Here is a 14,364-nt window from a genome sequence, read left to right on the forward strand (position 1 = left end):
CAGAAGGGCAGAACACGGCATGGGCATCATCGGCTGGATCATCCTCGGACTGCTGGCCGGTGCCATCGCCAAGTTCCTGCTGCCCGGCCGGGATCCGGGCGGCCTGATCGGCACCACCCTCATCGGCGTCGCCGGTTCCTTCATCGGCGGCTGGATATCGTCCCGCTGGCTGGACCGCCCCATATCCACGGACTTCTACGACGGGGCCACCTGGGTCGCCGCGATCGGTGGCGCCCTCGTCCTCCTGATCGCCTACCGCATCTTCTTCGGCGACTCGCGCAGTCGCCGCTGAGCTGCAGCCGGCAGCAGGAAGGGGCGGCACCCGCCGGGTGCCGCCCCTTTCGCCTGCGTTTCGCTTGCGCGGTCCGGTCCTACCGGTAGTTCACGAACTGCAGCGCGAAGTCGAAGTCCTTGCCCTTGAGCAGCTGCTGGACGCTCTGCAGGTCGTCACGGCTCTTCGAGCTGACGCGCAGCTCGTCGCCCTGCACCTGCGCCTTGACGCCCTTGGGGCCCTCGTCGCGGATCGTCTTCGCGACCTTCTTGGCGTTCTCCTGGGAGATGCCCTCCTCGATGGAGGCGAAGATCTTGTACTCCTTGCCGGAGAGCTGCGGCTCGCCCGCGTCCAGCGACTTCAGCGAGATCCCGCGCTTGACCAGCTTGGTCTGGAAGATGTCGAGGATGGCCTTGACCCGCTCCTCGCCGTTGGCCTCCATCAGGATCTTCTCGCCGGACCAGGAGATGGATGCGCCCACGTTCTTGAAGTCGTAGCGCTGCGAGATCTCCTTGGCGGCCTGGTTGAGGGCGTTGTCGACCTCCTGCCGCTCGACCTTCGAGACGATGTCGAAACTGGAGTCGGCCATGTCCTGTGGCTCCTTGTATCGGGGGTGGATCGGGTACTGCTCGGCTTCCGACCGGGTTCCGCGCCGGGGAAGCCGCGCCGAGAGCAGCCTAGCCACCGTGCCGGGCCCGGCCGCCGATCAATCGGGTGGCGAAGCACCCCCGTGCATCAGGTATTGTTTACGTCGTTGCCAGCGAGCACCGCCGCAAAGCGGGGCCCGAGGCAGCGAACCCAAGGCGGTGTGCCCGAGCGGCCAAAGGGAGCAGACTGTAAATCTGCCGGCTCAGCCTTCCCAGGTTCGAATCCTGGCGCCGCCACACTTGGGAAAGACCCCTCCGAACTGCGGAAACGCAGGGCGGAGGGGTCTTCTTTTTGTTCGAACGGCGGTCTTCGGTGCGTGGACGAAGTGCGTGACGTGTCTCACCTCGCCTCAGAGGACCAGGACGGCCGCCCCCGCCCCCGGTGGGTCGTGTCGCGGGCAGCCGCACCGCATTGCCCGGACATGTGGCGATCCCTTGTAGCCCGCCCGTACGCCCTTGTGTGACGGATGGGGCGCCCATATGGTGAACCGCCTTGTGGGCTACGGGGCCCCGGTTCCGGCCCGGGAGCGGGCGGTGGGAGAGGCGGTCGTGGACGCCGCAGGCGCAGGCAGCCGCGGGTGACGGTACGCGGCAGTGCGGGGCGCGGCGGGGTGCGTCGCGGAGAGCAGCGGCAAGAAGAGGCGGGGCGGCATGCGCATTGGGCTGGTGACCATGCCCTGGCATCCGATCGACCTGCCCTCCCTCCAGGTGGGCCTGCTGCACCAGCTGCTCCGGGACGTCCGCCCGGCGGACCAGGTGCGTGAGTTCCACGGTTCGCTGCGCTGGGCGGAGCTGCTGCTCGAACGTTCGGGCGGCCGACTGAGCCCGAGTGACTACGAGGCGATCGGCAGCGACTCGATCTTCCATGGGATCGGCGACTGGGTGTTCTCCGGAGTCCTCTACGGCGACGAGGACTGGGGCGCCGCCCAGCTGCGCTCGTACGCCCGCGAACGCGGTGTGTCCGGCGGCACCCTGGACACGGCCTTCGAGATGCGCCGCCACGCCGCCGCGTACATCGAGCGCTGCGCGACCGAGGTCCTGGCGCACGATCCCGAACTCGTCGGGTTCACGAGCACGTTCATGCAGAACGTGCCGTCCCTCGCCCTCGCCCGGGAACTCAAGCGCCGACAACCGGAGTTGACCGTCGTCTTCGGCGGCAGTAACTGCGAGGGCCCCATGGGCCACGCCCTGCACCGCAACCACCCCTACGTGGACCATGTCGTGCGCGGCGAAGGGGAGTACGCCTTCCCGGCGCTGCTCGCCCACTTGGACGCGGGCACGCCCCCGGACGACGTTCCGGGGCTCTGCTGGTGGGACGGCGGCGTCTCGCGGGCCAACACCGCACCCCGCCGCACTGTGGCTCCGGCCCACATACCGTCGCCCGATTACGACCAGTGGCAGGCGGAGATCGAGGCGTCGTCGGTCCTCGAATACGTGTACCCCAAGCTGGTCGTCGAGGGGGCCCGCGGCTGCTGGTGGGGCGAGAAGCACCACTGCACCTTCTGCGGCCTCAACGGCAGCACCATGGCGTTTCGCGCCAAGCCCGGCGAGCGGCTGTGGGGCGAGGTCGAACGCCTCGTGCGCCGCCACCGCATCCTCGACATCGTCACCGTCGACAACATCATCGACATGGCGTACTTCAAGGACTTCCTGCCGCTCGCCGCCGACAGCGGCTGGGACCTGCGGATCCACTACGAAGTGAAGTCCAACCTCACCCGGGAGCAGATCGCCGCTCTCGCCGCCGCGGGCGCCGTGCTGATCCAGCCCGGCATCGAGAGCCTCAGCAACCGCGTCCTCGACCTGATGGACAAGGGCGTCACCGGTGCCCGCAACATCCGCACGCTGCGCGAGTTCGACAACCACGAGATCACCTGCTCCTGGAACTACCTCTACGGGTTCCCCGGCGAGACCGTGCGCGACTACGCGCGCGTGCTCGACCAGCTGCCCGCCCTCGTGCACCTCCAGCCGCCGAGCGGCGCCTTCCGTATCCAGCTGGAGCGCTTCAGCCCGCACTTCACCGACCCCGCCCTGGGCTTCGGCAAGCGGCGCCCCGCCGACATGTACCAGCACGTCTACGAGCTCCCGGAGCCCGAACTCGCCGATCTGGTCTACCTGTTCGACACCGAGGACGCCGGCATCGGCGGCGACACGGAGGACCGGCTGCTGCGGGCCGTGGCGCAATGGCGTGCGCAGCACGCCGGGTCGACCCTCGTCATGGAGCAGGCGGGCGAGGACGAGAACACGCTCCTCGTACGGGACCGCCGCGAAGGCTGGCCGCGCCGCACCTACTGGTTCAACGGCTGGGAGGCGGCCGCCCTGCGCATCCTGGAGGACGGCGGCAGCGAAGCCGCCCTGCAACGCAAACTCGCCGCCGCGGGCCATGACGTACCCGCCGAGGAGCTGGGGGAGTGGGTCGCCCAGGCCGTCATGTTCGGCCTCCTCTTCCGCGACTCCGGCAGCCACGTCTCCCTGCCCACCCGCACCGCACCGATCCGCGTCGAGACCGCCCCCTCGGCCCCCACCTCCCCGGCGGTCGCCGGATGACCACGCTGCCCGCCCTCGTCCCGCACCGCGTCATCGGCACCCGCGTCCGCGTGACCGAGCCGCTGCCCCTGCACGGCGGCGGCCGCACCACCACGCGCGCGGTGCAGTTCCTGCGCGAGTGCCAGGCCTCAGGGCTGCGCACCCACTGGGAGACGGCTGCCGTCCCACGTCATACGTATGACCTCCGCACCCTGCATCACCTCCCGCCCCCGGCCCAACACCCGGACGAACCAGTCGAGTTGACGAGATGGCGCGCCGCGCACGCCTACGGGATGCTCTACCACCGCCGCGGCCCGGGCTTCGTCACCGTCATGGACCGCCGGGAGCGCCCCGCCTCGGCGCGGTTCACGCTCGACCACCCCGACCTGCTCGCCGCCTTCGACGCGCTGAGCGACGCCACCGCGCTCGACGCGCTGGCCCCCGCCCACCAGGAGGCGGCCCGCCATCTGACGGAGGAAGGGCTCGCGCTGATCGTCGGCGGATGGGCGGTGGCGCTGCCTCCGCGCATGCGCCGCTGGCCCGTTCCGTGCATGGGGATCTGACGCCGTGTCGGAGCGCGAAAGTCGCCCTCGGGTTGCTTCCTGAGGGTGCCTCACCGTGTGTCCGCGACGATCACGACGCAGACTGAACCCATGCCGACGACATCCCGCCGCCGAAATTGCCCCGAATGCCGCCGCGACATCGCGGTCGTGGCGGGCCGCTTCGCCCGCCACGATCCTCCCGGCTCCCGCGCCGCGGGCGAGCTGGTCTCCTGCCCCGGCTCACGCCGCCCCGCCCAGCTCGGCGCCGTCCAGGACGCGCTCGACGGGTACGTGGTCCCGCACGTGCCGGGCCAGATGCCGTTGTTCTGACGCCGCTGTTCTGACGCCGCTGGTCTGAGGCGCCGACGCGGACAGGCCACCCGCCCGCGTCCCCGACTCAGTTCCCCGCGATCGACTTCACCGCGACCGTGACGGGCGTGGAGCCGGAGATCAGTTCCAGCGTCAGCCCCGCCGTGGCGGGCGTGTCCACCAGTTCCGCGAGGACGGCCGCCACGTCGTCGCGCGGCACGGGCCCTCGCCCGGTCGAGGCCTCCAGACGGACGAGCCCGTTGCCCGCGTCGTTCGTCAGCTGACCGGGCCGCAGGATCGTCCAGTCGAGGCCCGTACGGCGGCGTACGTCGTCGTCGGCCGCGCCCTTGGCCCGCAGATACACGTCGAAGACGTCGTCGCCCTGGTGCGCGGCGTCCGCGCCCATCGACGACACCACGACGTAGCGGCGCACCTTGGCCCGCTCCGCGGCCTCCGCGAACAGTACGGCGGCGTCCCGGTCCACGGTGTCCTTGCGGCCGGTGCCGCTGCCCGGCCCCGCGCCCGCCGCGAAGACGGCCGCGTCCGCACCCTGCAGATGCGCCGCGACCTCCTCCACGGACGCGGACTCCAGGTCGCACAGCACGGGTTCCGCACCGGCGGAGCGCAGGTCGTCGCCCTGCTCCGACCTGCGGATGATGCCCGCGACCTCGTCCCCGCGCGCGGAGAGCAGCCGCTCGAGCCGCAGCGCGATCTGACCATGACCTCCAGCGATGACAATGCGCATGCCTTCGACGGTACGCCCGGGGCGGACGGTTCACCGTGCAACCAAGCGTGCTCCGGCAGCGTCCACCCGTTCGATCCGGACACTCGTCCGGGCACTCGTCCGGGCGCTCAAGCGGGCCCGCCACCGCCGTACTTGGCCGCCCGCCCCTGGCGCGGCAGGTCGAGGGCGACCGCGGCGGCCGAGTCGCAGTACTCCCGCACCGCGCTGGTCCGCGCCACGACGCGCCCCCGGTGCACGACGATCCGGCTGTACGCGAGGGAGAGCGCCCCCGCGAGCCGGTCGCCCCGCACCGCGAGCAGCTCCGCCGGAAACCCCGCCTCCACACGCACCTCCGGCAGGCCGAGCGCCGCCCTGGCCGTCGAGCTCACCGCTTCGTAGGCGTCCTCCGGGCGCAGCCCGTAGCGCGACGCCAACAGATAGGCGGCCTCCAGCGGATCGCCGCGCCCCACGGGGTTCGACACGTCGCGCAGCGCCCCGCTGCCCGCCGCGACCGGCACCCCGGCCGCCCGCAGCAGCCGCACCGGCGCGACGCCCCGCTCGTCCACCCCCGCACACCCGCCCTGCGGCAGACACGTCACCGTCACCCCGGCGGCCGCGAGCCGGTCCACGGCGGGCCGTGCCGCTTCCTCCGGAAGCCGGGAGAGCCCGCCCAGCGGGCCGAGGGTGACGCCTGTACGCAGCCCTCCGACCGCCGCCGCGAGCCTCCCGAGCCGCGCCGGATCGGCCCCGTCCGTGTGCAGGTCGACCGGGCACCCGTGTTCGTCGGCGACCTCGAGCATCGCCTCTACGTAGCCCGTTGGATCGGGGTCCAGGTCGGGACAGCCGCCCACCGCGGAGGCGCCCATTTTGACGGCGTCGCGCAGCATGGCGAGCCCGTCGGCCCCGGCGAGCCCGGTCAGCAGCCGGGGCATCGCCACCGTCCGCAGATCCGCGAGCCCCACCAGCGAACGCCTCGCCTGGAGCACCGCCTCCATCGAACCGAGCCCCTCCATGTCGCCGATGCGCACATGGGTGCGCAGGGCGGTGGCCCCGTGGCCGAGCTGCAACAGGGTGCCCTCGGTGGCCCGTCGCTGGACGTCCTCCGGGTCGTACGGGACGGGGCCATCGGCGTCGGCCGACAGGGCCGTGTCGGCGTGCGCGTGCGGCTCCACGGGGGCCGGGAGCAGCAGGCAGCCGGTGAGGTCCAGGCGCGAGCCGTGCGCGGTGAGGCTGCCGGCCGTGCCGACCGCCTCGATGCGCCCGCCGTCCAGCCGTACGTCCACGACCCTGCCGTCGGTGAGCCGGGCGCCGCTCAGCAGCAGCCCGGAACCCTCGGGCACGCCGGGTGACGGTGGCTGCTGCGAGGGACTGTGGGGCATCGCGCTCCTGAGGGCTCGGCGAGGACGACGCGTATCGCGTCACAAGATCACGCAAGTGGGTCGAGCCTAGGACGGTCGCAGGGGCGCTTCGAGGACCGCCGAAATAGTCGTACTGGTGGGGTCCGAGGGGCTCGTGGGCCAGCCGTGGGAAGGCGCCGACGTTCCCGGTCGGCGGGGGCGCGAAACGGATTTGGGCGATCGGCGCGCAACCGTGTAATGTCTTCCTCGCTCGCCCCAATAGCTCAGTCGGTAGAGCGTCTCCATGGTAAGGAGAAGGTCTGCGGTTCGATTCCGCATTGGGGCTCTGGTGCAGACGTCGTTCGCGTCGCTTGCATCACAGCGGTGTAGCTCAGTCGGTAGAGCAAGCGGCTCATAATCGCTGTGTCACCGGTTCAAGTCCGGTCACCGCTACTGACAGTAGCCGATTGTGGGGTCGGTCCTTCGATCGGCTACTCTTCTATGTGTTAAACCTTTTGTCCCATCCGTTCGTCAAGGAGCACTCACGTGGCTGCCACCGACGTCCGCCCGAAGATCACGCTGGCCTGCGTGGAGTGCAAGGAGCGGAACTACATCACCAAGAAGAACCGGCGTAACAACCCGGACCGTCTTGAGATGAAGAAGCACTGCCCGCGTTGCAACGCGCACACCGCGCACCGCGAAACGCGATAAATCAGGCTCGTACACGAGGCCGTCCCCACTTCGGGGGCGGCCTCGTGTCGTTTTCGTAGACCAGGCAGTTCGAAGAACACTTCCAGGAGGTGCCGAGCCCATGGCGCTCGACCAGTCCTTCGTGGGGCGGACCTATCCGCCCACCGCCCCGTACGAGGTCGGCCGGGAGAAGATCCGTGAGTTCGCCGAGGCGGTGGGGGACGCGAACCCCGCCTACCTCGACCGTGCCGCCGCCGAGGAGCTCGGCCACCCCGATGTGATCGCGCCGCCGACCTTTGTGTTCGCCATCACGTTCAAGGCCGCGGGCGAGGTGATCCACGACCCCGAGCTGGGTCTGGACTACAGCCGCGTCGTGCACGGCGACCAGAAGTTCGCCTATACGCGCCCGGTGCGGGCCGGCGACCGGCTGACCGTGACCTCGACCATCGAGGGCATCAAGTCGCTCGCGGGCAACGACATCATCGACGTGCGGGGCGAGGTGCACGACGAGGCCGGTGAGCACGTCGTGACCGCCTGGACCAAGCTCGTCTCGCGCGCCGCTGAGGAGGCCTGATCGCCATGGCGACGACCATCAAGTACGCCGACGTCGAGGTCGGCACCGAGCTGCCCGCGCAGACCTTCCCTGTGACACGTGCCACGCTCGTGCAGTACGCGGGCGCCTCCGGGGACTTCAACCCGATCCACTGGAACGAGAAGTTCGCGGTCGAGGTCGGCCTGCCGGACGTGATCGCGCACGGCATGTTCACGATGGCCGAGGCGATCCGCGTGGTCACCGACTGGACCGGTGACCCGGCCGCGGTGGTCGAGTACGGCGTCCGCTTCACCAAGCCGGTCGTGGTTCCGAACGACGACAAGGGTGCCGAGGTCGAGGTCGTCGCCAAGGTCGCGGCCAAGCTCGACGACAACCGTGTCCGGGTCGACCTGATCGCGACGAGCGCCGGGCAGAAGGTGCTCGGGATGTCGCGGGCGGTCGTTCAGCTGGCCTGATCGCCGCCTGTGCGGCCGTGTGCCTACGTAGCTGTGTGTAAGGGGCGTCCTCCATGGGGGGCGCCCCTTACACATGCGTGCCGGTCCGCGCAGCACGGATGCCGATTCCCGAAGGGGTTGACGTAGGTAGTGATTGGCCACTAACTTGGCCGCATGGTCAGGATGAGTGCGGAGGAGCGGCGCGAGAGCGTCATCCGCGCGGCGATCACGGAGTTCGCCCGCGGCGGCTACAACGGCACGTCCACCGAGGCGATCGCCAAGCGGGTCGGTGTCTCGCAGCCGTATCTCTTCCGTCTCTTCCCGGGCAAGCGGGCCATCTTCCTCGCGGCCGCCCAGCGCTGCTGCCAGGACATCACCAAGGTCTTCCAGCGGGCGTCCGAGGGTGCCGAGGGGGAAGAGGCGGTGCAGTGCATGGGGGACGCGTACCAGGCGCTGATCGCCGAGGACCCCGAGAAGCTGCTCATGCAGATGCAGATCTACGTCGCCGTGGCCGCCGCCGAATCGGCCGGGGACCCGGAGTTCGGGGAGTCGCTGCGGGCCGCCTGGATGGAGATGTACGACGTGGCCAACCTGGCGATGGGGGCCGACATCGGCGAGACGACGCAGTTCCTCGCCTTCGGGATGCTGATCAACGTCCTGGTGTCCATGGGCTTCAAGCCGGACCACCGGGTCTGGGCCGGGTTCCACGAGGCGACGCAGCCTCGGGCGGCCGAGAAGGAGTGAGTCCGCGTGGTGCAAAGGGTATTTTTTTGCCCGCGCAAGTTAGTCATCAATAACTAACCAAGCGATCACTGGGGGAAGCAATGGCACGGACAGCAGCACCAGCGCAGCGCGGGGGAGCTCTCTGGGCCCTCCTCATCACCAGCGTCGCCGGATTCATGGCGGCCCTCGACAACCTCGTCGTCACCACGGCCCTGCCGTCCATCCGCCAGGACCTCGGCGGGGCGCTCGACGACCTGGAGTGGACGGTCAGCGCCTACACGCTCACCTTCGCCGTCCTGCTGATGTTCGGTGCGGCGCTCGGGGACCGCTTCGGACGCAGGCGGCTGTTCCAGGTCGGGCTCACGATCTTCACCGGGGCCTCCGCCGCCGCGGCCATGGCGCCCGGCATCGACTCGCTGATCGCCGCCCGCGCCGTGCAGGGCGTCGGCGCCGCGATCATGATGCCGCTCACCCTGACCCTGCTCACCGCGGCCGTCCCGGCGGCCAGGCGTGGCCTCGCGTACGGCATCTGGGGCGCGGTCAACGGGCTCGCGGTCGCGTCGGGGCCGCTCATCGGCGGCAGCCTCACCGAGCACGTCTCCTGGCACTGGATCTTCTGGCTGAACGTTCCGCTGGGCCTCGCCCTGCTGCCCCTCGTCCGGCTGCGCCTGAAGGAGTCGTACGGCGCGGGTGCCCGGCTCGACATCGTGGGCACGCTGCTCGCCAGCGGCGGTCTGTTCGGCATCGTGTACGGCCTGGTGCGGGCGCCCGTCGTCGGATGGACCGACACCCTCGTGCTGACCGGCCTGTTCGGGGGCACGGCGCTGCTCGTCGGGTTTGTGCGCCACGGGATCCGCAACGAGCACTCCATGCTGCCCATGCGGCTCTTCCGCTCCCGCGCCTTCGCCGGGATCAACGCCGCGAGCCTGCTGATGTTCCTCGGGATGTTCGGCTCGATCTTCCTGCTCAGCCAGTTCCTGCAGGGCGTGCTCGGCTACTCGCCGACGGAGGCGGGCCTGCGGATGCTGCCCTGGACCGGCATGCCGATGCTCGTCGCGCCGATCGCCGGGATCCTCTCGGACCGCATCGGCGGCCGGCCCGTCGTCGCGGCGGGGCTGTTCCTCCAGGCCGTCGGACTCGGCTGGTTCGCCGCCGTGGTCTCCGCCGACGTCTCGTACGCCGCCCAGCTGCCGGCCCTGATCGTCAGCGGCGTCGGCATGGCCCTCTACTTCGCCCCGGCCGCCAACCTGGTCATGTCCAGCGTCCTGCCGCAGGAGCAGGGCATCGCCTCCGGCGCCAACAACGCGCTGCGCGAGGTCGGCGGCGCGCTCGGCATCGCGGTCATGGCGTCCGTCTTCTCCGCTCAGGGCGGCTACGACTCCGCGCAGCACTTCGTGGACGGGATCGAGCCCGCGCTGTGGGTGGGCGCCGCGGTCGTGGCCGTAGCCGGTTTCGCCGCCCTTTTCATCCCACGGGCGGAGCGCACGAAGCCCGACACGCGGGATGCTGAGACCGCTCCGGTCCTGGAAAACGCCTGATCACTGGAGACCCATCCGGGAGGAACGCCATGCCGACCCTGCCCTGGACCACCCCGAACAAGCCGCCCGCGGGCGTGGAGGCCCATGTCTTCGCCTCCCGCTTCGAGACGCGCACGCTGTGGGGCGCCCTGAAGTTCTTCGCTCGTACGCCCACCATCTGGCGACAGGTGGGGCGGGCGTCGGGCGCCTACGGAGCGTCGCTCAAGGCGGCACCCTTGCGACGCACCTTCTGGACCCTGTCCGTCTGGGAGTCGCCCAAGGTGCTGCGGGACTTCGCGGTCACCGCGCCGCACGCGGGGATCTCCGCGAGGCTGCGGGGAGAGATGAAGGACTCGACCTTCCTCACCTGGAAGGCCTCGACGGACGAACTGCCGCTCGACTGGAAGGACGTCCTGTCGCGCTTCGAGTGAGCCCGGCCACGGCAGCGGCGGCCCCGTCCGAGCGGCGGGGCCGTTCTCGTACTCTTGAGCGCGTGCAGGAACTCCACGACGCCCCTCTCGCCCCCCTGACCACCTTCCGGCTCGGCGGGCCCGCCACCCGGCTGCTCACCGCGACCACCGACGCCGAGGTGATCGAAGCGGTGCGCGAGGCCGACGCCTCCGGTACGCCGCTGCTGATCATCGGCGGCGGCAGCAACCTCGTCATCGGCGACAAGGGCTTCGCGGGCACCGCCCTGCGGATCGCCACCAAGGGCTTCGAACTCGACGGTACGAAGCTGGAACTGGCGGCCGGCGAGGTCTGGACCGACGCTGTCGAGCGGACCGTCGAAGCCGGGCTCGCGGGCGTCGAGTGCCTCGCCGGAATCCCCGGCTCCGCGGGCGCGACGCCGATCCAGAACGTGGGGGCGTACGGCCAGGAGGTCTCCTCCACGATCACCGAGGTGGTCGCCTACGACCGCACGGCCGGCGAGACCGTCACGATTCCGAACGCCGAGTGCGCCTTCTCGTACCGGCACAGCCGCTTCAAGGCCGAACCCGACCGCTACGTAGTGCTGCGGGTGCGGTTCGAGCTGGAGGACGCGGGCGGCCTCAGCGCACCCCTGAAGTACCCGGAGACCGCGCGCGCCCTCGGCGTCGAGGCGGGCGAGCGGGTTTCGGCCGTCCTCGCGCGCGAGACCGTCCTGAAGCTGCGCGGCGGCAAGGGCATGGTGCTCGACCCGGAGGACCACGACACGTGGTCGGCGGGCTCGTTCTTCACCAATCCGATCCTCACGGACGCGGAGTTCGCCGCCTTCCACGCGCGCGTGGTCGAGCGTCTGGGGGCGGACGCGAAGGCCCCAGCGTTCCCCGCCGGGGAGGGCCTCACCAAGACCTCCGCGGCCTGGCTCATCGACAAGGCGGGCTTCACCAAGGGCTACGGGAGCGGCCCCGCCCGCATCTCCACCAAGCACACCCTCGCCCTGACCAACCGCGGCGAGGCCACCACGGAGGACCTGCTCGCGCTCGCCCGTGAGGTCGTCGCCGGGGTCAGGGACGTCTTCGGTGTGACGCTGGTCAACGAGCCGGTGACGGTCGGCGTCGGCCTCTGAGCCGACCGCGGCCCGCCACCGGTCAGTAGGCGACCCCGACGCCCTGCTTCACCGTCGCCGGGTCGTCCACCATCGCCAGCATCGCGTGCGCCACGTCCGCGCGCCCGGCGTAGCGCCCCGCGCGCGGGAAGCCGCCCACGACCGTGCGGTACGAACCGGTGACCGGCTTGTCCTGGAGGCGGGGCGGCCGCACCGACGTCCAGTCCGTCACGCTGCGCGCCAACTCGGCCTCCATGGCGGCCAGATCGACGTAGACGTCCTTCAGGACCGCGCCGACGATCTTGAGCATCAGCCGGTCGACCATCGGCGAGTCTGCGGGCTGCGGGCCCACCGGCGCCGCGCTGACCACGAGGAGCCGGCGCACGCCCTCGGCCTCCATGGCCTTCAGGACCGAACGCGTCAGCTCCGTGGCGATGCCCGCGTCCGCCTTTTTGCGCGCGCCGAGGCCCGACAGCACGGCGTCCCGGCCCGCGACCGCCGGACGCAGCGACTCGGGGTCCTTCAGGTCGGCACGCACCACCTCCAGGCGCTCGCCGGTCACCGTGAGCCGCGCGGGGTCGCGGACGACCGCCGTGACCTCGTGCCCGGCCGCCAGGGCCTGCTTGACGAGCTCCTGTCCGATCCCGCCCGTCGCACCGAAAACCGTGAGCTTCATGGCGTGCCTCCAGGTGTGCGCCTCGTGGTGGGTGAGTACTCACTCACCCCAGTTGACCCTTAGAGTGAGTGAGCACTCACCCCCGCGTCAAGCACTGTTGGAGCCTGCATGGATCAGAAGCCGGCCCGTGTCCGCATCGTCGACGCGGCCCACGAACTCATGCTGAGCATCGGTCTCGCCCGCACGACCACCAAGGAGATCGCCAAGGCGGCGGGCTGCTCCGAAGCGGCGCTCTACAAGTACTTCGGCAACAAGGAAGAGCTCTTCGTGACGGTGCTGGGCGAGCGCCTCCCGAAGCTGGGCTCCCTGCTCGGCAGGCTCCTCACGGAAGGCGCGCCCGACCGCACGGTCGAGCAGAACCTCACCGACATCGCCCGCGAAGCGGCCCTCTTCTACGAGCAGACGTTCCCGATGGCCGCGTCCCTGTACGCCGAACCCACGCTGAAGCGCCGCCACGAAGAGGTGATGCGCGAACTGGGCACAGGACCGCACAAGCCGATCCAGGGACTGGACGCCTACTTGCGGGCCGAACAGAAGGCCGGTCGCATCAGCGCCGAAGCCGACACGCACGCCGCCGCCTCGCTCCTGCTCGGCGCCTGCTCACAGCGCGCCTTCGCCTACGAGATGTCCCCGGACGGCAAACCGCCGCAGCCGGTGGACGAGTTCGCGGCCCACGTCACGCGCACCCTGCTGCGCGGGATCGCCTGAACTCTCCCGCCGGTCAGGCGGCCAGCCACTCCTCGATGCCGCTCAGGAGCTTCTCCTTGGTGTCGTACGGGGCCGCGGAGCCGCGTACCGACTGACGGGCCAGCTCGGCCAGTTCGGCGTCCGTGAAGCCGTGGTGGCGCCGCGCGATGTCGTACTGGGCGGCCAGCCGCGAGCCGAACAGGAGCGGGTCGTCGGCCCCCAGCGCCATCGGCACCCCGGCGTCGTACAGCGTGCGCAGCGGCACGTCCTCGGGCTTCTCGTAGACGCCCAGCGCGACGTTCGAGGCCGGGCACACCTCGCAGGTCACGCCCCCGTCCGCGAGGCGCTTGAGCAGTCGCGGGTCCTCGGCGGCCCGCACGCCGTGGCCGACCCGCGTGGCGTCCAGGTCGTCGAGGCAGTCGCGCACCGACGAGGGCCCGGTCAGCTCGCCCCCGTGCGGTGCCGACAGGAGGCCGCCTTCTCGTGCGATGTGGAAGGCCCGGTCGAAGTCCCGCGCCATGCCGCGCCGTTCGTCGTTGGAGAGTCCGAACCCGACGATGCCCCGGTCCGCGTACCGCACCGCGAGCCGCGCCAGCGTGCGGGCGTCCAGCGGGTGCTTCATGCGGTTCGCGGCGACCAGGACGCGCATCCCGAGCCCGGACTCGCGCGAGGCGCTGTCGACGGCGTCGAGGATGACCTCCAGGGCCGGGATGAGGCCGCCCAGCATCGGCGCGTACGACGTCGGGTCGACCTGGATCTCCAGCCAGCCGCCGCCGTCCGCGATGTCCTCCTCCGCGGCCTCCCGCACCAGACGCTGAATGTCCTCGGGCTCCCGCAGGCAGGAACGCGCCGCATCGTAGAGCCGCTGGAAGCGGAACCAGCCGCGCTCGTCCGTCGCCCGCAGCTTCGGCGGCTCGGCCCCGGTCAGCGCGTCCGGGAGCCGCACGCCGTACTTGTCGGCGAGTTCCAGCAGGGTCGTGGGCCGCATCGACCCGGTGAAGTGCAGATGCAGGTGGGCCTTGGGCAACTGACGTACATCACGTCCTACACGCTCCATCCCAAGATCCTGCCGTACGCACCTGTCGTACCGGTAGCGCCTTTCCACCTTCGGGGCCCTGCCCGAACGAACAAGCGGGGCGCCGCCGTAAAGTGGGGGGCCGCGCGCCGGGAAATGAGGAAGCGAAGGAGCGCGCCCCGGCGGGC

At 70.8% G+C, this 14,364-nt stretch carries 17 protein-coding genes and 3 tRNA genes; 15 read left to right on the forward strand and 5 right to left on the reverse strand.

The features are described 5' to 3' along the window. The first annotated feature begins 19 nt into the window (after positions 1–19). On the forward strand, positions 20–292 hold the full coding sequence (locus ACFV9W_RS05345; protein ID WP_385755817.1) for a GlsB/YeaQ/YmgE family stress response membrane protein: 273 nt from the start codon (positions 20–22) through the stop codon (positions 290–292). Between the two features lie 79 nt (positions 293–371). Here the strand turns inward: ACFV9W_RS05345 and ACFV9W_RS05350 are convergent, their stop codons facing one another. Continuing rightward, positions 372–860, reverse strand: coding sequence for a YajQ family cyclic di-GMP-binding protein (locus ACFV9W_RS05350; RefSeq protein WP_385755819.1), 489 nt, complete (start codon positions 858–860; stop codon positions 372–374). Between the two features lie 213 nt (positions 861–1,073). Here ACFV9W_RS05350 and ACFV9W_RS05355 point away from each other — a divergent pair. The 4 genes from ACFV9W_RS05355 to ACFV9W_RS05370 all read left to right on the forward strand — a co-directional run bounded on the left by ACFV9W_RS05355 (position 1,074) and on the right by ACFV9W_RS05370 (position 4,313). Further along, positions 1,074–1,155: transfer RNA gene (locus tag ACFV9W_RS05355), tRNA-Tyr, on the forward strand. A gap of 414 nt (positions 1,156–1,569) precedes the next feature. Next, on the forward strand, positions 1,570–3,462 hold the full coding sequence (locus ACFV9W_RS05360; protein WP_385755820.1) for a RiPP maturation radical SAM C-methyltransferase: 1,893 nt from the start codon (positions 1,570–1,572) through the stop codon (positions 3,460–3,462). Continuing rightward, positions 3,459–4,004 (forward strand): DUF5825 family protein, encoded by a 546-nt coding sequence (locus tag ACFV9W_RS05365; protein ID WP_385755822.1) that lies wholly within the window; start codon positions 3,459–3,461, stop codon positions 4,002–4,004. Before ACFV9W_RS05360 ends, ACFV9W_RS05365 begins: the two co-directional genes overlap by 4 nt. Before the next feature lie 90 nt (positions 4,005–4,094). Next, positions 4,095–4,313 carry a hypothetical protein gene (locus ACFV9W_RS05370; RefSeq protein ID WP_385755824.1) on the forward strand — a complete coding sequence of 73 codons (219 nt, stop codon included), beginning with the start codon at positions 4,095–4,097 and terminating at the stop codon, positions 4,311–4,313. Between the two features lie 67 nt (positions 4,314–4,380). Here ACFV9W_RS05370 and ACFV9W_RS05375 read toward each other — a convergent pair whose 3' ends face one another. Together ACFV9W_RS05375 and ACFV9W_RS05380 are read right to left on the reverse strand one after the other, a co-directional pair. Then, complete coding sequence (locus ACFV9W_RS05375) at positions 4,381–5,037, reverse strand: SDR family oxidoreductase (RefSeq protein ID WP_385755826.1); 657 nt, start codon at positions 5,035–5,037, stop codon at positions 4,381–4,383. Positions 5,038–5,144: 107 nt separating this feature from the next. Next, positions 5,145–6,395 (reverse strand): amidohydrolase family protein, encoded by a 1,251-nt coding sequence (locus ACFV9W_RS05380; RefSeq protein ID WP_385755828.1) that lies wholly within the window; start codon positions 6,393–6,395, stop codon positions 5,145–5,147. 231 nt (positions 6,396–6,626) lie between these two features. On the opposite strand from ACFV9W_RS05380, the gene ACFV9W_RS05385 reads away from it, so the two are divergent. The 9 genes from ACFV9W_RS05385 to ACFV9W_RS05425 all read left to right on the forward strand — a co-directional run bounded on the left by ACFV9W_RS05385 (position 6,627) and on the right by ACFV9W_RS05425 (position 11,819). Then, positions 6,627–6,699: transfer RNA gene (locus tag ACFV9W_RS05385), tRNA-Thr, on the forward strand. Positions 6,700–6,733: 34 nt separating this feature from the next. Continuing rightward, a tRNA-Met gene (locus ACFV9W_RS05390) sits at positions 6,734–6,806 on the forward strand. A 93-nt stretch (positions 6,807–6,899) separates the two neighbouring features. Further along, entirely contained in the window at positions 6,900–7,064 is a 165-nt protein-coding gene (rpmG, locus tag ACFV9W_RS05395) for a 50S ribosomal protein L33 (protein WP_003948671.1), read from the forward strand. A gap of 100 nt (positions 7,065–7,164) precedes the next feature. Continuing rightward, on the forward strand, positions 7,165–7,617 hold the full coding sequence (locus ACFV9W_RS05400) for a MaoC family dehydratase N-terminal domain-containing protein (protein ID WP_385755830.1): 453 nt from the start codon (positions 7,165–7,167) through the stop codon (positions 7,615–7,617). A gap of 5 nt (positions 7,618–7,622) precedes the next feature. Then, on the forward strand, positions 7,623–8,051 hold the full coding sequence (locus ACFV9W_RS05405; protein WP_385755832.1) for a MaoC family dehydratase: 429 nt from the start codon (positions 7,623–7,625) through the stop codon (positions 8,049–8,051). A gap of 153 nt (positions 8,052–8,204) precedes the next feature. Further along, positions 8,205–8,774 (forward strand): TetR/AcrR family transcriptional regulator, encoded by a 570-nt coding sequence (locus ACFV9W_RS05410; protein WP_385755834.1) that lies wholly within the window; start codon positions 8,205–8,207, stop codon positions 8,772–8,774. Between the two features lie 80 nt (positions 8,775–8,854). Next, positions 8,855–10,291, forward strand: coding sequence for a DHA2 family efflux MFS transporter permease subunit (locus ACFV9W_RS05415; protein ID WP_385755835.1), 1,437 nt, complete (start codon positions 8,855–8,857; stop codon positions 10,289–10,291). 29 nt (positions 10,292–10,320) lie between these two features. Further along, the gene (locus tag ACFV9W_RS05420) at positions 10,321–10,701 is read left to right on the forward strand and encodes a DUF3291 domain-containing protein (RefSeq protein ID WP_385755837.1); all 381 of its coding nucleotides are present in this window, start codon (positions 10,321–10,323) and stop codon (positions 10,699–10,701) included. Positions 10,702–10,763: 62 nt separating this feature from the next. After that, complete coding sequence (locus ACFV9W_RS05425; RefSeq protein ID WP_385755839.1) at positions 10,764–11,819, forward strand: UDP-N-acetylmuramate dehydrogenase; 1,056 nt, start codon at positions 10,764–10,766, stop codon at positions 11,817–11,819. Between the two features lie 22 nt (positions 11,820–11,841). Here the strand turns inward: ACFV9W_RS05425 and ACFV9W_RS05430 are convergent, their stop codons facing one another. Further along, positions 11,842–12,474, reverse strand: a complete 633-nt coding sequence (locus ACFV9W_RS05430) for an NAD(P)-dependent oxidoreductase (protein ID WP_385755841.1) — start codon at positions 12,472–12,474, stop codon at positions 11,842–11,844. A 108-nt stretch (positions 12,475–12,582) separates the two neighbouring features. Here ACFV9W_RS05430 and ACFV9W_RS05435 point away from each other — a divergent pair, with 108 nt between their 5' ends. Next, the gene (locus tag ACFV9W_RS05435; RefSeq protein WP_385755843.1) at positions 12,583–13,182 is read left to right on the forward strand and encodes a TetR/AcrR family transcriptional regulator; all 600 of its coding nucleotides are present in this window, start codon (positions 12,583–12,585) and stop codon (positions 13,180–13,182) included. A 13-nt stretch (positions 13,183–13,195) separates the two neighbouring features. Here ACFV9W_RS05435 and ACFV9W_RS05440 read toward each other — a convergent pair whose 3' ends face one another. Further along, complete coding sequence (locus ACFV9W_RS05440; protein WP_385755845.1) at positions 13,196–14,218, reverse strand: adenosine deaminase; 1,023 nt, start codon at positions 14,216–14,218, stop codon at positions 13,196–13,198. Between the last annotated feature and the right edge of the window lie 146 nt (positions 14,219–14,364).

Origin of the sequence: Streptomyces sp. NPDC059897 (genome assembly GCF_042730865.1) — a bacterium.
Taxonomy (GTDB): Bacteria; Actinomycetota; Actinomycetes; order Streptomycetales; family Streptomycetaceae; genus Streptomyces.